The sequence below is a fragment of the Rhodococcus sp. WAY2 genome (genome assembly GCF_009859915.1).
Taxonomy (GTDB): domain Bacteria; phylum Actinomycetota; class Actinomycetes; order Mycobacteriales; family Mycobacteriaceae; genus Rhodococcus_F; species Rhodococcus_F oxybenzonivorans.
This window is the reverse complement of the sequence record NZ_CP046572.1, coordinates 775,890-794,327: the sequence shown is the minus strand read 5'-3', so window position 1 is coordinate 794,327 and position 18,438 is coordinate 775,890. Positions and strand designations below refer to the sequence as shown.

The following is an 18,438-nucleotide window of genomic DNA, read 5'->3' as shown; positions in this document are numbered from 1 at the left end:
GCATATTGTGCACCCCTCCTGTTGCACCGGCTCTGCGGGAGCATTACGTCGACGGAAAATCCGGTTGGCACTGCGGCGAAGGGACTTGTGAGAAGAAGTGACCGTGGACTCGTCTGCGCTGATCAGGTGGTACGACGCCGAGGCCAGGGATTTGCCGTGGCGTCGCGAGGGTGTGACCGCCTGGCACATTCTGATGAGCGAGATCATGCTGCAGCAGACACCCGTCGTCCGCGTTGCTCCCATCTGGGAGCAATGGGTACAGCGCTGGCCCGTCCCGTCCCTGATGGCGGCGTCGAGCCAGGCCGACGTCCTGCGCGCGTGGGGAAAGCTCGGTTATCCGCGGCGAGCGCTGCGACTGCACCAGTGTTCCGAAGTGCTGGCCACCCAGCACGGTGACGTGGTCCCGAGCGACGTCGACACGCTCCTCGGGCTTCCCGGGATAGGCGCGTACACCGCTCGCGCAGTGGCGTGCTTCGCCTACGGGCAGCGTGTCCCCGTCGTCGACACCAATGTTCGACGGGTGGTGGCGCGCGCTGTGCACGGCAACGCGGAGCCCGGCAACCCGTCGACGGTGCGCGACCTGGCGGACGTGTCCGCGCTGCTGCCCCGGACCCGCGCCCGCGCCGCCACGTTCTCGGCGGCACTCATGGAACTCGGTGCGACGATCTGCACCGCACGCTCCCCCGAATGCTCGCGGTGTCCGCTGCCGAGTTGCGCCTGGATGGACGCCGGGCGACCAGCGCACACCGGCGAACGCAGGAAGGTGCAGAAGTTTGCAGGCACGGACCGTCAGGTTCGCGGCAAGCTCATGGCGGTGTTGCGTGACAGTTCGCGTCCGGTCGAGCGGGTTCGCCTCGACCAGGTGTGGCTCGACGACCCCGGTCAGCGTGATCGTGCTCTGCACTCGTTACTGCTCGACGGACTGGTGGAGCAGACCGACGACGGCCTCTTCGCCCTCGCGGGTGAGGGAAGCTAGCAGCCCACGCGACCGGGCACAGAAGCTGAGGAAATTGCTGGAAACCTTCACGATTGCGTCCGCAGCTGACCAACCTCTGCGCAACCGTGCGCTCAGGTCAGTCCGTGCAGGAATTCCTCGACCACTTTCCGGTACTGCTCGGGCTGATCGTCGTGGACGAGGTGCCCGGCCTGCTCGATGCGGACGTACTCGGCACGGTGATGCCGCTCTGCCATCTTCCGCATCTGCCCCTCGGGGGTGATGGTGTACTCGCCCTCGATCAGCAGCGCCGGCACCGTGATCGAGGCCCACTGAGCCCAGAAGTGCCGGTCGCCCCACTCGGCGGAGATGTCGCGAAACGTTTCGACCTCGCCGTGCAGGTACCAGCCGTCTTCACGCTGCTCGAACGAGTCGAGGAAGTACTGACCCGCGACAGGTCCGAAGTACTCGACGAGCGCCTCTCGCGTCTCGAACGGTTGCGGCCAGTTCGAGATCATCGCCGCCCAGTCGTCGGCGGTACGGCCACGAAAATCAGGCGCCATGTCTTCGAGAACGAGAGCGGCGACCTTCTCCGGGAACTCGGCGGCCAGGCACCACGCGTGCAAGGCGCCCATCGAATGCCCGATGACGACCAGCGGCTCGGCGACCGGACGCAATGCCGCCGCCAGGTCTTCGACGAATGATTCCGTCGACAGCACGGGCGGAGTGGGACGGCCGTGGCCTGCAGCGTCGAACGTGTAGACGTGGCCGTGTTCGCGCAGCCACGGAACCTGCCTGCGCCACGTCCGCGCACTGCCCATCAACCCGTGCAGCAGCAGAATCGGTCGTCCGGTGCCGCCCTCGTCGTGCAACGCACTCTCACCCACCACGACTGCGACGCTAGCGGAGTACCCTCCCCAAGCATGGCAGTGGTGAAGATCAATGCAATCGAAGTTCCCGAGGGTGCGGGCCCCGAACTGGAGAAGCGCTTCGCAGGACGCGCGCATGCCGTCGAGAATTCCCCGGGCTTTCTCGGGTTCCAGCTTCTGCGCCCGGTCAAGGGCGAGAACCGCTACTTCGTCGTCACCCAGTGGGAGAGCGAAGAGGCGTTCGAGGCGTGGCGCGACGGCCCTGCACGGGAAGCGCACGCTGGTGAGCGGCAGAAGCCGGTGGCGTCCGGCGCGTCTCTGCTCGAGTTCGAAGTGGTTCTCGACGTCTCGGCCGCGGCCGACCGCTGAGGACCTGCTCGACACAAACCTCGAGGCGAACATTGACACGGCGGCCCGCCGGGTGCGAAAGTTCGCAAGACAAAGCGATGGTTCGGCAGGAATCCGGTGCAAAACCGGAGCGGTCGCGCCACTGTAAATCGGAGTAGTCCCTCAGCTAGGCCACGGCAAGATGCGGGAACCACCTCGACAGCCAGATACTGCGGCCATCGCACGAACCTAGGGGACGCGACATCCCAGGAGGAACCATGGCACTCGTCTACGCACCCGGCGCATCGGTCGATTCGACCCGGCTCGCCGTCATTTCGTTCGCGATCGTACTTTTCGCGATGCTTGCTCTCTACCTCGTGGGATTCGACCAGGGCGCGATTTCGCGCAGTGGCATGTACATGCACGAACTGATGCATGACGGGCGCCACCTGCTGGGCCTTCCGTGCCACTGAGCGAGTCGTCCGCGAACATGCCACTGAGCGGGTCATCCGCGAACATGACACTGAGCGAGTCCTTCGGGAAGTTACTGATTCGCGGTCTGCTTGCAGGCTTGATTGCCGGAATCCTCGCCGGCGGCGTGGCATTCGTCCTCGGCGAATCGCACATCGACGCCGCCATCGCGATCGAGGAAGCGGGTAGCGCCGACCACTCGCACGGCGGGGCGGAGTCGAGTGCACCGGCAGGCCACTCGCACGACGAGGAAGAAGCCCTGGTCAGTCGCAACGGACAGCGGTTCGGTCTGTTCCTCGCGACGTCACTCGCCGGACTGGCGCTCGGGGCGATATTTGCCGTCGTCGCGCACTACGCGCGCAGGGTGACCACTCTTTCGGGTCCGGTGCTCGGTATGGTGCTCGCGTCACTCGGATGGCTGGCGATCGAAGCCGTTCCGTTCTTCAAGTACCCGGCCAATCCGCCGGCCGTCGGCGATCCCGAGACCGTCACCAGTCGCACCTGGCTGTGGCTCGCCGTGGTGGTACTGGGACTGTTCGCCGTGGTCGCCTCGGTATTCGCCGCGAAGGCGGTAGCTGCTCAGGAATTCCTGTCGACGCGCATCGCGGCCCCGGTGGCCGCTTTCCTGGTCGTGGTCACGGTCGGATATTTGATTCTGCCTACCGTCGACGAGGTGGGCGACGACTTCCCTGCCGGCCTGCTGTGGGATTTCCGCCTCGCATCCCTCGCCACCCAGGCCACCCTGTGGCTCGCTTTGGGTCTCGTGTTCGCCTTCCTCACCGAGCGTGCCAGCCGGGCGCAGGCGCCCGCGTCGGCGAACGCCGGCTGACCCGCCTCTCAGGGCGTCAACGGAATTTGTTCCATCGGGCCGGGTCCGCCTCCAGGGCGGCCCGGTCCCAGCCACCCAGTTCGGCAGCCGCGTCGTAGGTGCTGTGCAGGAACGTCAGCAGTGCCAGATCTGGATCGTCTGCAGTTCGCACGGCCTCATACGGCAGCAAGAACTGCCGGAACTCTCCGCTGTAGAGGGCTCCGTCGGGCCCGACCGGGTAGTCGGCAAAGCCATCCGGCTCCGGGTAGGCGTACGCATAGAACGCGCCTTCGGCGCCACCACCGGGCCAGAAACCGCAGCTGCTCAGCTCGTGCGAGTAGCCCTCGACCATCACCCAGTCTCCGCAGTTCGGCGCTCCCCCAGGGTGAGTCGGCGCGGTTTTCCCGGAGAACCGGGTACAGGCCAGGTCGAGCGCACCCCAAAAAAAGTGCACGGGACTGACCTTCCCGATGAAATGCGAACGGAATTCGTGCAGCACCCGATCCGCCTGCACGAGCTGACGCCAGAACCGGTACACCGACTCACTGTCGTACGAGCAGTGCTGGGTGTCCTCCGCGAACGGAACGGCTGGGTTCACCTCGTTGGGCCGGGCCCGAATGGTCGTCGCCACACCCAGTTCGGCCAGCGTGTCCATCGTCTCTGTGTAGAAATCGGCCACCGACTTCGGTTCGAGGGCAACCGTCCCGCTGCCGCCCGTACTCGTGCGGATCACCAGTCGAGGGTCGGCGAAGTCGAATTCGATATCGAAACATTCGGTGCCGTACGGGACTGTCGACGTCGTGAGACCGCGGGGGCTCACGTACAGCGGGACCTGCCACCAGTGATTGATCAACGGTGCGTGGGCCAAGCGGATCTTCCCGACTATCTGCGTCCACATGTGCAGGGTGTCCCGTGTCGAGGTCCAGTCGTCCACTTTCAACGCGGGCCATGTGTCTCTGGATCGTGTCTGCTCGCGCACAGTGCCTCCCAGCCGATGACGTGCATTTCAATGTGCTCTTCGGCCATGGCGATGGCAAGCGCGTCGCACCGACGCCCGGGTAGGGGTGGACCCCACTGGCGCGGACACTGGCCTCGTCAGTCCACCGGCGTTGCGCTCGCCTGTGTCAGCAGCTGAAGGAACACGTCCTTCGGTTGAGCACCCGACACCGCAATTCGGCGGTCTGCGACGAAGAACGGCACCGCCGATACCTGCAACTGTCGTGCAGTGTCGAGGTCGGCGCGTACGGCGTCCGAACCGACGTCGGAGTCCAGCTGCTTCCGCACGACTTCAGGGTCGAGACCGGTACTCGATGCGATGTCGACGAGAACGGCCCGATCGTCGATCACCGCGCCCTCACGGAAGTGCGCGCGGAACAGCGCCTCCACCACCGCGTCGCGCGAGTCGCCCGCGAGGTGAATCAGGCGGTGCGCGTCGAACGTGTTTGCGGCGATCACGGTGTCGAAGTCGAGCCTGAGCTCTTCCTCTGCGGCAGTACGCGACACATGTTCGAACATCTGACGCACCTGTTCTGCGGGCAGACCTTTGCTCTGCACGAGGGCGTCGAGCTCGCTGCGACGTTCCCCTGCCGGTGTTTCCGGCGACAGCTGATACGCCCGCCACGTCACCCGCACCCGCTCACTCCCCTCGAAGTCCGAGAGGGCATCGAGGAAGCGGTGCCTGCCGATGTAACACCACGGGCACGCCACGTCCGACCAGATTTCGATCTCGATGGTACGAGCGGAGTCGTCGAGTTGTGTCGTCACAGTTCAGAAAACAGTGCGAAGCCGCTTTCTGTTCCGTGACGTCGACCTCAGAAGTTGGGTTTGTCTTGGTCCGCCGCGCCGCATTTGCGCACCCGGGATTCGGCCCGCCGGGACAGTAGTCGGTCTTCGGTACCGGGAGTAACGTCGAAACGGTCGTGCCGCTGATCGAGGGGCGCTCGCCGCAATGCCCGGAAGATCGGCAGTGGACGTAGTTCTCGAACCCGCACTCATCCAGGGGAAATCATGGTGTACGTCGCTTCGCCGGGCAGGACTGTCGAAACTCTCGGAGTCGTGTCGATCACCGTCGGAGTCGTCCTTCTTTCCCTCCTCATGCTCTACCTGGTCGGGTTCGACCAGGGCGTGATCTCTCGAAGTGGCATGTACCTGCACGAACTGATGCACGACGGACGCCACCTACTGGGACTTCCCTGCCACTAGTTCCATCCAGGACCGGAGCCGGAGATGAACCCTAGAGCGGAATTCGAAGCACAGGCCAATCGCGTCGCCGAATTCACCCCAGTCCACCACGCCGAAATGGATTCGCCCTATTACCTTTCCAACGCTGCCTTCGACGCGTTGCGGCATGTCCTACACGATGTCGGCGGCCAGCCCGCTCTTCCCGTTCCGTACGAGGAGAAGGTGGAAGAAGACTGGGAGATGCGCACCTACGTCACCTGTGAATGCCTCGGATGGCGGGGTGTGTGGAATTCGGAAGAGCGCCGTCGTGCCGAGAACGATCTGGGTGCAACGCTCTATTTCGGTCTGCCGTACTACGCCCGGTGGATCACGGTGGCGGCCAAGACACTGATCAACAAAGGCTTCATCACCCCTGACGAACTTTCCGCGAAGATCGACGAGGTTCGCCGGCGGTCGAGTGACCAACGAGCAGGTGGGAGTCCATCATGAGTAAGTTCCGGATCGGCGATCGGGTCACCGTCCGGGACGCGACCTCGATGTTCCACACCAGAACTCAAGCGTTCATCCGCGGGCACACCGGCGTGATCGTCGAATATCGCCCGGAATGGGTGATACCCGAAGACGAGGCGTGGGGAAGGGTGGACGACGGACGAACGGAACCGTTCTACGTAGTGCGGTTCAAGCAGACCGACCTGTGGCCTCGCTACACCGGCTTCGACGCCGACACTTTGGAAACCGAATGCTCCGAGCGCTGGCTCGAGCTTGCAGGGGAGGCTGAGACATGACGCATTCGCACGACGACCACACCCCGATCCAAGCGTCGGAAGAGATCAGCGAATTCGAGATCCTCGAAACGGCGATCCGCGAACTGTCCATCGAGCACGGCCTGTTCTCCCACGAGGACCATCGCAGATTCTCGGAGTGGGCCGAATCCGTCGGGCCCTCCGGAGGGTCCAAGCTCGTCGCCAAAGCGTGGGTCGACCCGGAATTCAAGAAGCGGCTGTTGGCCGACGGAACCGAGACGTGCAAGGAAGTCGGGATCGACTGGCGCGATCCCACCGGGTCCGGGACACCGAGCGACTACACCTACTTCTACGTGCTGGAAAACACGCCGAAGGTGCACAACGTCATCGTCTGCACGCTGTGTTCCTGCTACCCGCGGCCAGTCCTGGGCATGTCACCCGATTGGTACCGCACGCCCAACTACCGGCGCCGGATGGTCCGCTGGCCCCGGGAAGTCATAGCAGAGTTCGGCTTGCACTTTCCGCCCGATGTAGAAGTGCGCGTACACGACTCGAATCAGAAGTCCCGGTTCATGGTGATGCCGATGCGGCCGTCCGGAACCGAGGATTGGAGTGAAGAGCAACTCGCATCGATCGTTACCCGCGACACCATGATCGGTGTCGCAGTACCTCAGGTGGACTGGACGGCGACCACGCCACCCTCGGTCGGAGGACCACAGTGATGACCGACAAAGGTTACGAGATACTCCTGAACACGTTGACACCGTCCGCGACCCGTGACGATGCCACGCTTCCCGACCTCGACCGTAAACCCGACCCCTGGGAATCGAGTATGCAGGCCACGGCTGAATGCCTGTCCTGGCGTGGCGCCTTCGACAACCTCGAGAGGCGCCACACCGAGGACGAGCTGGGCGAGACCGTCTACCGCGACTTCCCGGTCCGCAGCCGCTCCGTCATCGCGACTGCCCATGCCCTGATGGACAGGGGCGTGATCAGTCAAGAGGAGCTGCAGGCCAAGATGGACGAGATCCGCACCCGATTCAACCGGCAGTGACGCGGCTCAGGACTCGAGGGCCGCGTCGAGCGTGATCTCGACACCGGTCAACGCCTTGCTGACAGGACACGACTCCTTGGCCGCCTGTGCGGCTTTGGCGAACCCGTCGGCGTCCAGGCCCTCCACTTCACCTCGCACGGTGAGAAGGATGCCGGTCAGCTTGAAACCCGGAGTGTCCGGGCCCAGGGACACATCGGCTTTCACCTCGAGACTCTGCGGAGTTCCGCCTGCCTCCGCGATCAGCGCGGACAACTGCATCGCGAAGCAGGACGAGTGCGCTGCGGCGATCAACTCTTCGGGGCTGGTGGTTCCGTCCGCGTTGTCGGCCGCTCGCTTGGGGAACGACACGTCGAACGTGGCAACTCCCGAGCTGGTGAGTTCGACTTGTCCCCCTCCCTGTTCGAGCGTTCCGTTCCAGGCGGTGCGTGCGGTACGTGTCGGCATGCCGATCCTCTCGTGTGACGTCAGTTCTCCTCGAACCTACTCGTACCGTGCGAGCATGCGCATCGCTCTGGACCGCAGTTCTGTCCGCAGATCCGGAGGTTCCAGGACCTCGACATCGTCCCCCATCGCCCAGAGCACACCGTGGGCATGGGCGCGGTCGCCGAACACCACCTCGACGCGAACCCGACTACGGTCGAACACGGACTGGGAGCGCACACCGAACACCCGTTCCACGAGATCGTCCCGACGAGCCACACGCACGAGTACGTCCGCGACAACCGGTTCCGTCCTCGCCCGGAACGCTGCGCGGCGACGCTGCCAGATGGCGGCGAGGTCGATGTCGGCCAGCCGGTGCGCAGGTTCCTCCAGTTCCACTGCCTCCTCGATGCGCTCGAGTCGGTACATCCTCTCCCTGCCGGCATCCATGGCGACGAGGTACCACCGTCCGGACGCATAAATGAGTCCCATCGGGTCGACAATTCGCCGGACCGCCGCCGCACCCCTCGACGCGTACAGAATGCTCAGGCGACGTCCGACGAACACGGCCTGCTGGATCAGGCCGAGATGTTCCACGGCTTGGTCCGGGTCCGACAGCCAGGTTCCGTGAGTGACGAAAATCCGTTCGGCGACCTTGGTTGCCGCTGCGCAGTGTGCGTCGGGCATCGCCGCCACCACCTTGCGCATCGCCGACGCAAAGGCCGGAGCCATGCCCAGTGACTGCGAGGTGGCGGCGGAACCGGCCGCCAGCAGAGCTTTCGCCTCGTCGACGGTCAGCCCGGTGAGGTCCGTCGTGAATCCGGGGAGCAGTTCGAAGCCGCCGTCCCGGCCACGCTCGGCATACACCGGTATCCCCGCCGTCGACAGAGCGTCGATGTCACGCAGCACGGTACGCGGTGATACCTCGAGCTCGCGGGCGAGCACCGACGCGGACATCCGACCACGGTTTCGGAGCAACAGCACCAGCGACAGCAGACGGTCGGCACGCATGGGAAAAGTCTCGCAGAAATACATGACAGGAGATGTCGTGTTTCGCGGCGATAGTTGCCGCATGACGACACAGACCAACGATCCCCGTCCCCTCTACCGCGAGGCACTCGCCTGGACTGCCGGCCTCATCGACAAGGTCCGCGAAGACCAGCTGGCGGCGTCCACCCCGTGCGCCGACTTCGACGTCCGCACCCTTCTCGGCCATCTGGTGGCCACCGTGGAACGTGCCCGGGTCATCGGCGAAGGCGGGAATCCGAGCACGATCCCCCTCGTCGTCACCGACTTCTCCGACGGGGACTACGCAGCCGCATACCGGTCCGCGATCGAACGGATGTGGCCGGCCTGGGGCGACGACCGGTTGGACGCCGACGTTCGAGCGCCGTGGGGGACGGTGCCCGGCCGTGCGGCCGTGTGGGGATACATCAACGAGACACTGGTGCACGGCTGGGACGTCGCTGTCGCCACCGGTCAGCACTCCGAAACTGGGCCCGCGCTCGCCGAAGCGGCGCTCGCCGTCGCCCGCCAGGCGATTCCGGCCGAAGTCCGCGGTGGACATGTTCCATTTGCCGAAGTGGTCGATCCCCAGCCTGCCGCGGGCCCGACCGAGCGCCTGGCCAACTGGTCCGGACGCAAGAGCTTCTGACCCCGCATACGACGAACGGGCCGCCGGTGGAAATCCACCGGCGGCCCGTTCGTGTGATAGTTACCTACTCCGAGTCGGACGCGCCCGACTTGGCCAGGTCGATCGGAACCTCATCGGGCACCGTGACCGGCTTGGTCTCGCCGCGGAACGTGAACTTCGCGTCCTCGCCCGCACCCTCGCCGTCCCAGTTCTCGACGTCGACGTACACGATCTGACCGGGGCCGACCTCGCCGAAGAGGATCTTCTCCGACAGCTGGTCCTCGATCTCGCGCTGGATGGTGCGGCGCAGCGGCCGTGCACCCAGGACCGGATCGAAGCCACGCTTGGCCAGAAGCGACTTGGCCTTGTCGGTGACCGCCATGGTCATATCCTTGTTCTTCAGCGCCACCTCGACGCGTGCCACCATCAGGTCCACCATCTTGACGATCTGCTCGGTGGTGAGCTGATGGAAGACGACGATGTCGTCGATGCGGTTGAGGAACTCGGGCCGGAAGTGCTTCTTCAGCTCGTCGTTGACCTTGAGCTTCATCCGCTCGTAGTTCGACTCGTCGCCCTTGCCCGATGTGAATCCGAGGCCCACAGCCTTGGAGATGTCCGAGGTTCCGAGGTTCGAGGTGAAGATGAGCACCGTGTTCTTGAAGTCCACGGTCCGGCCCTGGCCGTCGGTGAGACGGCCGTCTTCGAGCACCTGCAGGAGGGTGTTGTAGATCTCCTGGTGTGCCTTCTCGATCTCGTCGAACAGCACCACGCTGAACGGCTTGCGGCGCACCTTCTCGGTGAGCTGGCCGCCCTCTTCGTAGCCGACGTAGCCGGGAGGGGCACCGAACAGCCGCGACGCGGTGAAGCGGTCGTGGAACTCACCCATGTCGATCTGGATGAGAGCGTCGTCCTCGCCGAACAGGAAGTTGGCGAGAGACTTGGCCAGCTCGGTCTTACCGACACCGGACGGGCCCGCGAAGATGAACGAACCGGACGGACGCTTCGGATCCTTCAGGCCGGCGCGGGTACGACGGATGGCCTTGGCGACAGCCTTGACCGCGTCTTCCTGACCGATGATCCGCTTGTGCAGCTCCTCCTCCATGCGGAGCAGACGCGTGGTCTCCTCCTCGGTGAGCTTGAACACGGGGATGCCGGTCCAGTTGCCCAGAACCTCGGCGATCTGCTCGTCGTCGACCTCTGCGATGACGTCCAGGTCACCGGAACGCCACTGCTTCTCCCGCTCCGCGCGCTGCGCGACGAGGGTCTTCTCCTTGTCCCGCAGGTTCGCGGCCTTCTCGAAGTCCTGCGCGTCGATCGCAGATTCCTTCTCCCGGCGGGCATCGGCGATCTTGTCGTCGAATTCGCGCAGGTCCGGCGGTGCGGTCATCCGGCGGATACGCATCCGCGCTCCGGCCTCGTCGATGAGGTCGATCGCCTTGTCGGGGAGGAAGCGGTCGTTGATGTAGCGGTCGGCCAGCGTGGCGGCAGCAACGAGTGCACCGTCCGTGATGGACACGCGGTGATGCGCCTCGTAGCGGTCGCGAAGACCCTTCAGGATCTCGATGGTGTGTTCCACCGTCGGCTCGCCGACCTGCACCGGCTGGAACCGGCGCTCGAGTGCGGCGTCCTTCTCGATGTACTTGCGGTACTCGTCGAGGGTGGTGGCACCGATGGTCTGCAGCTCACCGCGAGCGAGCTTGGGCTTGAGGATCGAGGCCGCGTCGATGGCGCCCTCGGCCGCGCCGGCACCCACGAGGGTGTGCAGCTCGTCGATGAAAAGGATGATGTCGCCGCGGGTGTTGATCTCCTTGAGGACCTTCTTCAGGCGCTCCTCGAAGTCACCGCGGTAGCGGCTGCCGGCCACGAGCGACCCGAGGTCGAGCGTGTACAGCTGCTTGTCCTTGAGCGTCTCGGGGACCTCACCGTTGACGATGGCCTGGGCCAGACCCTCGACGACGGCGGTCTTACCGACACCGGGCTCGCCGATCAGCACGGGGTTGTTCTTGGTACGGCGCGACAGCACCTGCATGACACGCTCGATTTCCTTCGAGCGGCCGATGACGGGGTCGAGCTTGCCTTCGAGGGCTGCCTGGGTGAGGTTACGACCGAACTGGTCGAGCACCAGCGACGTCGACGGGGTGCCCGCCTCGCCGCGAGTGCCGCCCGCTTCGGCCGGCTCCTTGCCCTGGTAACCGGACAGCAGCTGGATGACCTGCTGGCGCACGCGGTTGAGATCGGCACCAAGCTTGACCAGCACCTGCGCCGCGACACCTTCACCCTCGCGGATGAGGCCGAGCAGGATGTGCTCCGTACCGATGTAGTTGTGTCCGAGCTGCAGCGCCTCGCGCAGGCTGAGCTCCAGGACCTTTTTGGCACGCGGGGTGAAGGGGATGTGGCCGGACGGGGCCTGCTGGCCCTGGCCGATGATCTCCTCGACCTGGCTGCGCACTCCTTCGAGGGAGATGCCCAACGACTCCAGCGACTTGGCAGCGACACCTTCGCCCTCGTGAATGAGGCCGAGCAGGATGTGCTCCGTACCGATGTAGTTGTGGTTGAGCATCCTGGCTTCTTCTTGAGCCAGGACAACAACGCGCCGTGCGCGATCGGTGAACCTCTCGAACATCGCTCTCCCTCACACTTTCCGACGAGCAGTCACGAGACCGGGTGTCTCGTCCCTGTTCGCCGCGTTTCGCTCCGGCACAACAAGCAGATCGCCGCCGCCTGCTCGAACGCCTCAGCCCTGAACTGGCGCCTCAGCCTCGAACCGACGAAGGTTCCACGACCCCATCTCATACTCTAGTTGGCTGCCGATCGACCTGCTGCCCCTCCACCCCTTTAGGTGAGCGGGCGAGCCTGCTTATCGTATTCAACGCCCCAGCTCCGGCAATCGTTTCGCTTCCCTGTACGCCGGGAGCGAACAAGGACCGCACGTCCGCTGAGGCCACCGTTTCGTAGCCGCCGGGGTTGGGCTCGAACAGATACTTCTGTCCAGTTGTTCGTCGCAAGGACGTTGCCGGATGGGTCGACGACAGCTGCCAAGCTTCGACAGTCCGGCGAAGTCCGCAACCCGCATGCAGTCGTTTCCGTCGCAGCGTTGCCGCACGAACAGAAAGCCCGCCAGTCCGGCCTGTCCCGACAGGGTATGTCGATGACCTGTGTGTTCGCCACCCACTCCCTGCCGACGCAGTCCCCCCGACACGACTGAGGCCAGAGCAGATCCTGCGGCGCCTCGAGGAAGCATCCGAAAGCTCGCCGGAAACCGGCGGTGACGATGGGGCGGGAAAGTCGGGTCCGGGCCACGGCCGGAGGTCGGCGAGCACACGACGGTCCAGATCGGTGTGGGCGAGAGCCTCTATGTTGTCGCTTCGCGCAGCACACCGGACAGGGAAGATTCCGCTACTGGAAGTGGCTGTTACGCCGAGGTCGGTCCCCTGTCGGCCTACAGCCCGAACGCCAGGAACAGAATTGCCGAATCCGCACGCAACGAGGCGTGGCCGGTCCCGCATTAACCGATTATCCGATCAGTCGTGGACCGTAACAGGCGAGAAGGCTCCCGGGGACCGATTCAGCGAATTCTGTTCCCAGCCGACATTCAGTTCGCTTTGTTGTACGCGTCGATAATTTCGGCGGAGATCCGTCCGCGTGCAGAAACCTTTTTGTTGTTCTTACGCGCCCATTCACGAATCGCCGCGCTCTGTTCCCGGTCGACAGAAACGCGGGACTTGGTCGCGGCCGGGGCTGCCGCCACGGTCTTGCCACGCTTGCGCGAACTGACCTTTCGGGCATGCGAAACCCACACGTCGAGCTGCTCGCGCAATTTAGCCGCATTCTCCGAGGAAAGGTCGATCTCGTACTGGACACCGTCGAGTCCGAACTCGACGGTCTCATCAGCAGATGCCTCTTGATCGACGTCGTCGATCAGGGTGACGGTAACCTTCTTGGCCATGGGATGAATTTCCTCTCGAATGAAGCGAACGTGTCATCGTCAACGCGAGCTACTACCCGGAGGTAACCATACCCTTGATTCGTCGTCTCGGAATACGGAGAATGGACTTATTTTATTCGCACGATTTCGCCGAGGTGAATCAGCGGGACGAGGGGCGAACAATGGGAAAGAGGATTGTTTCCCGGATTCCCAATCCAGTCAATGCCATGAGCAGTCGATCGATTCCCATTCCGGTACCGGTGGTGGGAGGCATTCCCTGCTCCATCGCGGCGAGGAATTCCTCGTCGAGGACCATCGCCTCGTCGTCACCGGCCGAGGCCAGCCGGGCCTGATCGACGAAACGCTCACGCTGAATCACCGGATCGACCAATTCCGAATAGCCGGTGGCCAACTCGAAGCCGCGCACGTACAGGTCCCACTTCTCCGTGATTCCCGGTTCGGTCCGGTGGTCCCGCGTGAGCGGAGACGTCTCGACCGGGAAGTTGCGAACGAACGTGGGCTCGTACAACTGGTCACCGCACTGGTGCTCCCACAGTTCTTCCACAAGCTTTCCGTGCCCGTACCCCTTGTCCTTGGGTACCTCGAGGCCTACCTTCTGAGCGAGCGCAAGCAATTCGTCGACGGTGGTCGCGGGGGTCACCTCGACACCGATCGCCTGTGACAGCGACGGATACATCTCGAGGGTCTTCCATTCACCACCGAAGTCGTATTCGGTGCCGTCCGCAAGTGTCACCACGGTCGACCCGAAAGCCGCCTCGGCGACTTCCTGAACCAGTTCACGGATCATGACGGCGGAATCGTCGTACGTGCCGTAGGCCTCGTAGGTCTCGAGCATCGCGAATTCCGGCGAATGGGTGGAATCGACGCCTTCGTTACGGAAATTGCGATTGATTTCGAAAACCTTCTCGATACCGCCGACGACGCACCGCTTCAGGAACAGTTCCGGCGCAATACGCAGATAGAGGTCGATGTCGAGGGCATTGGAATGAGTGACGAAGGGCCGGGCCGCGGCGCCACCGTGGAGCGTCTGCAACATCGGTGTCTCGACCTCGAGGAATCCGCGGCGCTCGAGACCATTGCGCAGTTCTCGCACTACGGCCACCCGCTTGCGCGCATTCTCGCGCGCCTCTGCTCGCACGATCAGGTCGGCGTAACGCTGCCGGACGCGCGATTCCTCACTCATCTCCTTGTGCGCCACCGGCAACGGACGAAGCGACTTCGCGGCGATCTGCCACGAATCGGCCATCACGCTCAACTCGCCGCGACGGGAGCTGATCACCTCACCGTGGACGAACACGAAATCACCGAGATCGACATCGGCCTTCCAGGACGCGAGCGCCTCCTCCCCGACAGAGGCGAGGCTGATCATCGCCTGCAGCTGGGTGCCGTCGCCTTCCTGCAGCGTCGCGAAGCACAACTTGCCCGTGTTGCGGACGAAGATGACACGACCCGCGACACCGACCACGTCACCTGTCGTGGTGTCGGGTGCCAGCTCCGGGTACTTCGCGCGGATCTCCGACAGCGTGTGGGTGCGCGCAACCGACACCGGGTACGCCTCGCGCCCCTCCGCGAGGATCCGCGCACGCTTCTCCTGACGGATCCGGAGCTGCTCGGGGGTGTCGTCGACTGGCTGGTCTGCTGCTTCACTCACGGGTCACCAGCCTAATCGACCGCCCGCGGCGCCCCTATTCAGGAGTCTCCGGGCGTCGGCCGGCCTCGGGTCAATGGGCCGAAACGGTGGCCAGCTCGCGCGTGCAGTGCTGCGAGCCGATGAGCGCTCCCAGAAGTCCCGCCGCCTTGATCGCCTTGTACCCGCCGACGAGGTCGGTCGCCTTGTGCAGGCCCAGTTGTTGCAATGACGCGGCAGCGAGACTCGACGTGTAGCCCTCGGAGCAGACGATGATCCACTCCACATCGTGGTTGACCGCCAATGCCAGGTGCGCCGAGCTGGTGGGGTCGAGGCGCCACTCGAGCACGTTCCGTTCGATGGCCAGAGCGCCGGGCAGTGTGCCTTCGACGGCCCGCTGCGCCTGTGGTCGGATGTCCACGACGATCGCACCGCGCGCCACCGCCTCGGGCAGCTCGAACGCGTACATCCGATCGATCTGTGTGCGAGCCTCTTCGAGCATCTGATCGATGGTCATTTCGAACCGCCCTCGGGGAGATCGGTGAGTTCACTGCGGGTGCGGCGGAGGGTGCCGTGCTCGGTGACCTCGTAGTAGGACATGGCCGTGAGCGGCGGCGAGTAGGCGTGCACGCTGAGAGTCGGCGTCGAAACACTCGCTCCAGGCACGTCCTGGGCTCGCACGACGTCGTGAACCCATCCGAGCGGGAAGGAAGCCTGATCGCCTGCTTCCAACGTCCGGTGACGCAGGCGGTCACCCGCCCAGCGGAACTCGGAAAGAGCCCCGCTGAGAACGGTGAGCGCCCCGAAAGAGCCTGCGTGGTCGTGCAATTCGGTGTTTCGATCTGGAACCCAGCTGATCAGCCAGACATCGACGTCGTCGTCGCTGTACAGCCGCGAGGACCAGCGTTCATCGGTCGGCCATCGATGTGGGAGGAGGTTGTCGTGCCGGCCGTCGAGGACCTCGGCAGCACCTTGATCGGTGATGCGCAGCAGATCGGCCGGACGAAGACGGGTGGGTACAGCTGCAGAAGAATACGTTGCGAGCACGAGAGAGACTCCAGAAGTGTGAATTGGTCAAGGCAGCGTTCAGCCTCGACAACACTCCTGAGCACTCGTGCAGCGATTCACGCCGACCATTGTGGCACATCTTCCGGGCGGACGGAACCCGTCAGTCGAGCGGACTTCGACGGGACGTCCCACGGCGGGCCTGATTCCGCTCGTACACCAGCCGCAGGCCTTCGAGAGTGAGGTCCGGTTCGTGCTCGTCGATGGTCTCCGTCTCGGGCATGATCAGCGGCGCGCGATCACCGGTCGCGATCACCACCACATCGGAGCCTGCGAAAGCCGGCAGCTCTTTGCGGACCCGACGTACCAAACCGTCGACGAGACCCGCGAAACCGAACACCGCACCCGACTGCATGCATTCGACGGTGTTCTTGCCGACCACCGAGCGGGGGCGGAGCAGCTCCACCTTGCGCAACGCCGCCGACTGCGACGCCAGAGCGTCCGACGAAATCTCGAGCCCGGGGGCGATAGCCCCACCGAGGAACTCCCCCTTGCCCGACACGACGTCGACACAGGTGGACGTGCCGAAATCCACGACGATGCACGGCGCACCGTACAGGTGGTGCGCCGCAAGACTGTTGACGATCCGGTCGGCACCGACTTCCTTCGGGTTGTCCACCAGCAGCGGGACACCGGTTCGGACTCCCGGTTCCACCAGCACGTGCGGAACGTGACCCCAGTACCGCGTCAACATGACCCGAATCTCGCGCAACACGGACGGGACCGTCGACAACGCGGCCACACCGGTGATCTGGTCGACGTGCACGCCGAGCAGTCCGCGGAAGATCAGCGCCAACTCGTCTGCCGTCATCCGCTGGTCGGTACGCATCCGCCAGTCCTGCACCAGCTTCGAGTGTTCGCCGGATCCGGTGAACAGCCCGAGAACGATGTTCGTGTTCCGGACGTCGACGGTGAGAAGCACCGGTTACACCAGGCTGGATTCACGCTCGGCGTCGAGCGACCCGAGCATGCGGGGCGTGATGAGGCCCGAGCCTTCCGGTGCGTGCGCCGGGTCGGTGCCGAGCTCGATGGGCTTGTTGACCGCATCGACGAAGACGACATGCGGCTGGTAGTCCCGCACCTCCTCCTCGTTCATGACTCCGTACGCAATGAGGATGACGAGGTCGCCAGGCTTGACCAGATGTGCTGCAGCGCCGTTGATTCCGATCACACCACTACCGCGTGCACCGGCAATGACGTAGGTCTCGAGCCGCGCACCGTTGTCGATGTCGACGATGCACACCTGCTCCCCTTCGAGAAGGTCGGCGGCGTCCATCAGATCCTGGTCCACCGTGACCGAACCGACGTAGTGGAGATCGGCGTGCGTCACGGTGGCGCGGTGGATCTTCGACTTCATCATGGTGCGAAACATGTTCTGGTCCTTACTCTTCCACAGACGGAAGATTCGACGCTTCTCTATCGGGAGGTGAGCTCTTCGGAGACTGCCGTGCCGGACGGCGGTTCGGTTGCACGTTCGAGGAATCCGGTGCCGACCGCGACCCCGACGTTGTCGATCAGCCGGGTGGACCCCACCCGGGCCGCGACGAGCAGGCGACCGTCCCCCCGTTCGGGGGCGGGACCGAGATCGACGCCCCTCACTTCGAGGTAGTCGACATCTACTTCCGGCGCCGACGCCAGCACCTCACGGGCGGTGGCGACAATCGCTTCGGCTCCGCCGGCGGCGGCATGGGCGCCGGCGATGAGGGCCGCGGACAACGTTGTCGCCGCAGCCCGCTGTTTCTCGTCGAGGTAACGGTTACGTGAGGACAACGCCAAACCGTCGTGCTCGCGGACCGTCGGCACGCCCAGGATCCTGACGTCGAAGTCGAGGTCGGTGACCATCTGCCGGATCAGCGTGAGCTGCTGGTAGTCCTTCTCACCGAAGTACGCAACATGCGGCGCGGCAATCTGGAGCAGCTTGGCCACAACGGTCAGCATGCCCGCGAAATGCGTCGGCCTGGCCGCTCCTTCGAGTTCGGCACCGAGCGGGCCCGGGTGGATCATGGTCCGCTGTCCTGCCGGGTACATCGCGGCGGCAGTGGGCACGAATGCCAATTCGACCCCGGCCTCCCGCAGCAACTCGAGGTCGGCATCGAGCGTGCGCGGATAAGAATCGAGATCTTCCCCGGCGCCGAACTGCAGCGGGTTGACGAAGATCGACACGATCACCACCGCGCCCGTCAACTTTGCCTGACGCACCAACTCGAGGTGTCCGGCATGGAGGGCTCCCATGGTCGGCACCAGTGCGACCTGCCGGCCGACGCCCCGAAGCGCCTTCGACACCCTGGTCAGGACCTTGGGGTCGTGGTGCACGGTGAGTTCCCCGCGCTTGTATCCGCCTTGCAGTTCACTCACGGAAC

General features: G+C 64.5%; 23 protein-coding genes and 1 riboswitch. Of the genes, 10 read left to right on the top strand and 13 right to left on the bottom strand.

What is annotated here, in order from left to right; all coding sequences use genetic code 11:
- Positions 1 to 97 precede the first annotated feature (97 nt).
- Complete coding sequence (locus tag GFS60_RS03790; protein ID WP_109326497.1) at positions 98 to 976, top strand: A/G-specific adenine glycosylase; 879 nt, start codon at positions 98 to 100, stop codon at positions 974 to 976.
- Between the two features lie 92 nt (positions 977 to 1,068).
- Here GFS60_RS03790 and GFS60_RS03785 read toward each other — a convergent pair whose 3' ends face one another.
- Positions 1,069 to 1,824 (bottom strand): alpha/beta fold hydrolase, encoded by a 756-nt coding sequence (locus GFS60_RS03785; RefSeq protein ID WP_159919038.1) that lies wholly within the window; start codon positions 1,822 to 1,824, stop codon positions 1,069 to 1,071.
- Between the two features lie 33 nt (positions 1,825 to 1,857).
- Here GFS60_RS03785 and mhuD point away from each other — a divergent pair, with 33 nt between their 5' ends.
- The 3 genes from mhuD to GFS60_RS03770 all read left to right on the top strand — a co-directional run bounded on the left by mhuD (position 1,858) and on the right by GFS60_RS03770 (position 3,430).
- Positions 1,858 to 2,172: a mycobilin-forming heme oxygenase MhuD gene (mhuD, locus tag GFS60_RS03780; RefSeq protein ID WP_109326490.1), complete on the top strand. Its 315-nt coding sequence runs from the start codon at positions 1,858 to 1,860 to the stop codon at positions 2,170 to 2,172.
- Positions 2,173 to 2,233: 61 nt separating this feature from the next.
- Positions 2,234 to 2,385, top strand: a riboswitch (cobalamin riboswitch).
- 23 nt (positions 2,386 to 2,408) lie between these two features.
- Positions 2,409 to 2,603, top strand: coding sequence for a CbtB domain-containing protein (locus GFS60_RS03775; RefSeq protein WP_109326489.1), 195 nt, complete (start codon positions 2,409 to 2,411; stop codon positions 2,601 to 2,603).
- A 44-nt stretch (positions 2,604 to 2,647) separates the two neighbouring features.
- Entirely contained in the window at positions 2,648 to 3,430 is a 783-nt protein-coding gene (locus GFS60_RS03770; protein ID WP_159919037.1) for a CbtA family protein, read from the top strand.
- A gap of 16 nt (positions 3,431 to 3,446) precedes the next feature.
- Here GFS60_RS03770 and GFS60_RS03765 read toward each other — a convergent pair whose 3' ends face one another.
- Positions 3,447 to 4,388, bottom strand: coding sequence for a DUF5996 family protein (locus GFS60_RS03765; protein ID WP_159919036.1), 942 nt, complete (start codon positions 4,386 to 4,388; stop codon positions 3,447 to 3,449).
- Between the two features lie 116 nt (positions 4,389 to 4,504).
- Entirely contained in the window at positions 4,505 to 5,173 is a 669-nt protein-coding gene (locus GFS60_RS03760) for a DsbA family oxidoreductase (RefSeq protein WP_159919035.1), read from the bottom strand.
- 243 nt (positions 5,174 to 5,416) lie between these two features.
- Between GFS60_RS03760 and GFS60_RS03755 the strand changes: the two genes are divergently transcribed.
- The 5 genes from GFS60_RS03755 to GFS60_RS03735 are packed head-to-tail and all read left to right on the top strand — an operon-like array spanning position 5,417 to position 7,387.
- Positions 5,417 to 5,611, top strand: coding sequence for a CbtB domain-containing protein (locus GFS60_RS03755; protein ID WP_159919034.1), 195 nt, complete (start codon positions 5,417 to 5,419; stop codon positions 5,609 to 5,611).
- Between the two features lie 24 nt (positions 5,612 to 5,635).
- A complete protein-coding gene (locus GFS60_RS39885) occupies positions 5,636 to 6,079 on the top strand; it encodes an SH3-like domain-containing protein (RefSeq protein ID WP_159919033.1) in 444 nt (147 codons plus the stop codon).
- The gene (locus tag GFS60_RS39880; RefSeq protein WP_159919032.1) at positions 6,076 to 6,375 is read left to right on the top strand and encodes an SH3-like domain-containing protein; all 300 of its coding nucleotides are present in this window, start codon (positions 6,076 to 6,078) and stop codon (positions 6,373 to 6,375) included. The genes GFS60_RS39885 and GFS60_RS39880 overlap by 4 nt, the downstream gene beginning before the upstream one ends.
- On the top strand, positions 6,372 to 7,055 hold the full coding sequence (gene scnC / locus GFS60_RS03740; protein WP_109326480.1) for a thiocyanate hydrolase subunit gamma: 684 nt from the start codon (positions 6,372 to 6,374) through the stop codon (positions 7,053 to 7,055). The genes GFS60_RS39880 and scnC overlap by 4 nt, the downstream gene beginning before the upstream one ends.
- Entirely contained in the window at positions 7,052 to 7,387 is a 336-nt protein-coding gene (locus GFS60_RS03735) for an SH3-like domain-containing protein (protein ID WP_159919031.1), read from the top strand. The genes scnC and GFS60_RS03735 overlap by 4 nt, the downstream gene beginning before the upstream one ends.
- A 6-nt stretch (positions 7,388 to 7,393) precedes the next feature.
- Here GFS60_RS03735 and GFS60_RS03730 read toward each other — a convergent pair whose 3' ends face one another.
- Complete coding sequence (locus GFS60_RS03730) at positions 7,394 to 7,831, bottom strand: OsmC family protein (RefSeq protein ID WP_109326478.1); 438 nt, start codon at positions 7,829 to 7,831, stop codon at positions 7,394 to 7,396.
- Between the two features lie 36 nt (positions 7,832 to 7,867).
- On the bottom strand, positions 7,868 to 8,818 hold the full coding sequence (locus GFS60_RS03725) for a helix-turn-helix transcriptional regulator (protein WP_159919030.1): 951 nt from the start codon (positions 8,816 to 8,818) through the stop codon (positions 7,868 to 7,870).
- Between the two features lie 61 nt (positions 8,819 to 8,879).
- On the opposite strand from GFS60_RS03725, the gene GFS60_RS03720 reads away from it, so the two are divergent.
- A complete protein-coding gene (locus GFS60_RS03720) occupies positions 8,880 to 9,461 on the top strand; it encodes a TIGR03086 family metal-binding protein (protein WP_159919029.1) in 582 nt (193 codons plus the stop codon).
- A gap of 64 nt (positions 9,462 to 9,525) precedes the next feature.
- On the opposite strand, the gene GFS60_RS03715 is transcribed toward GFS60_RS03720, so the two are convergent.
- The 8 genes from GFS60_RS03715 to panC form a co-directional block, all read right to left on the bottom strand.
- Complete coding sequence (locus tag GFS60_RS03715) at positions 9,526 to 12,063, bottom strand: ATP-dependent Clp protease ATP-binding subunit (protein ID WP_109326470.1); 2,538 nt, start codon at positions 12,061 to 12,063, stop codon at positions 9,526 to 9,528.
- A gap of 969 nt (positions 12,064 to 13,032) precedes the next feature.
- Complete coding sequence (locus tag GFS60_RS03710; protein ID WP_109326469.1) at positions 13,033 to 13,386, bottom strand: histone-like nucleoid-structuring protein Lsr2; 354 nt, start codon at positions 13,384 to 13,386, stop codon at positions 13,033 to 13,035.
- Positions 13,387 to 13,525: 139 nt separating this feature from the next.
- Entirely contained in the window at positions 13,526 to 15,037 is a 1,512-nt protein-coding gene (gene lysS / locus GFS60_RS03705; protein WP_159919028.1) for a lysine--tRNA ligase, read from the bottom strand.
- Between the two features lie 70 nt (positions 15,038 to 15,107).
- Complete coding sequence (locus GFS60_RS03700; RefSeq protein ID WP_159919027.1) at positions 15,108 to 15,530, bottom strand: rhodanese-like domain-containing protein; 423 nt, start codon at positions 15,528 to 15,530, stop codon at positions 15,108 to 15,110.
- Entirely contained in the window at positions 15,527 to 16,060 is a 534-nt protein-coding gene (locus GFS60_RS03695; RefSeq protein ID WP_159919026.1) for a cysteine dioxygenase, read from the bottom strand. The genes GFS60_RS03700 and GFS60_RS03695 overlap by 4 nt, the downstream gene beginning before the upstream one ends.
- A gap of 121 nt (positions 16,061 to 16,181) precedes the next feature.
- Positions 16,182 to 17,000, bottom strand: coding sequence for a type III pantothenate kinase (locus tag GFS60_RS03690; RefSeq protein WP_159919025.1), 819 nt, complete (start codon positions 16,998 to 17,000; stop codon positions 16,182 to 16,184).
- Between the two features lie 3 nt (positions 17,001 to 17,003).
- Positions 17,004 to 17,450, bottom strand: a complete 447-nt coding sequence (panD, locus tag GFS60_RS03685; RefSeq protein ID WP_159919024.1) for an aspartate 1-decarboxylase — start codon at positions 17,448 to 17,450, stop codon at positions 17,004 to 17,006.
- Between the two features lie 44 nt (positions 17,451 to 17,494).
- The gene (gene panC, locus GFS60_RS03680; protein WP_159919023.1) at positions 17,495 to 18,433 is read right to left on the bottom strand and encodes a pantoate--beta-alanine ligase; all 939 of its coding nucleotides are present in this window, start codon (positions 18,431 to 18,433) and stop codon (positions 17,495 to 17,497) included.
- Between the last annotated feature and the right edge of the window lie 5 nt (positions 18,434 to 18,438).

Excerpts from the sequence above, each read along its gene's own strand:
- GFS60_RS03730 (WP_109326478.1), bottom strand. The coding sequence starts at position 7,831 with ATGCCGACACGTACCGCACGCACCGCCTGGAACGGAACGCTCGAACAG.
- panD (WP_159919024.1), bottom strand. The coding sequence starts at position 17,450 with ATGTTTCGCACCATGATGAAGTCGAAGATCCACCGCGCCACCGTGACG.
- GFS60_RS39885 (WP_159919033.1), top strand. The coding sequence starts at position 5,636 with ATGAACCCTAGAGCGGAATTCGAAGCACAGGCCAATCGCGTCGCCGAA.
- GFS60_RS03700 (WP_159919027.1), bottom strand. The coding sequence starts at position 15,530 with ATGACCATCGATCAGATGCTCGAAGAGGCTCGCACACAGATCGATCGG.
- mhuD (WP_109326490.1), top strand. The coding sequence starts at position 1,858 with ATGGCAGTGGTGAAGATCAATGCAATCGAAGTTCCCGAGGGTGCGGGC.
- GFS60_RS03770 (WP_159919037.1), top strand. The coding sequence starts at position 2,648 with ATGACACTGAGCGAGTCCTTCGGGAAGTTACTGATTCGCGGTCTGCTT.
- GFS60_RS03715 (WP_109326470.1), bottom strand. The coding sequence starts at position 12,063 with ATGTTCGAGAGGTTCACCGATCGCGCACGGCGCGTTGTTGTCCTGGCT.
- GFS60_RS03710 (WP_109326469.1), bottom strand. The coding sequence starts at position 13,386 with ATGGCCAAGAAGGTTACCGTCACCCTGATCGACGACGTCGATCAAGAG.
- GFS60_RS03755 (WP_159919034.1), top strand. The coding sequence starts at position 5,417 with ATGGTGTACGTCGCTTCGCCGGGCAGGACTGTCGAAACTCTCGGAGTC.
- GFS60_RS39880 (WP_159919032.1), top strand. The coding sequence starts at position 6,076 with ATGAGTAAGTTCCGGATCGGCGATCGGGTCACCGTCCGGGACGCGACC.
- GFS60_RS03775 (WP_109326489.1), top strand. The coding sequence starts at position 2,409 with ATGGCACTCGTCTACGCACCCGGCGCATCGGTCGATTCGACCCGGCTC.
- GFS60_RS03720 (WP_159919029.1), top strand. The coding sequence starts at position 8,880 with ATGACGACACAGACCAACGATCCCCGTCCCCTCTACCGCGAGGCACTC.
- GFS60_RS03725 (WP_159919030.1), bottom strand. The coding sequence starts at position 8,818 with ATGCGTGCCGACCGTCTGCTGTCGCTGGTGCTGTTGCTCCGAAACCGT.
- scnC (WP_109326480.1), top strand. The coding sequence starts at position 6,372 with ATGACGCATTCGCACGACGACCACACCCCGATCCAAGCGTCGGAAGAG.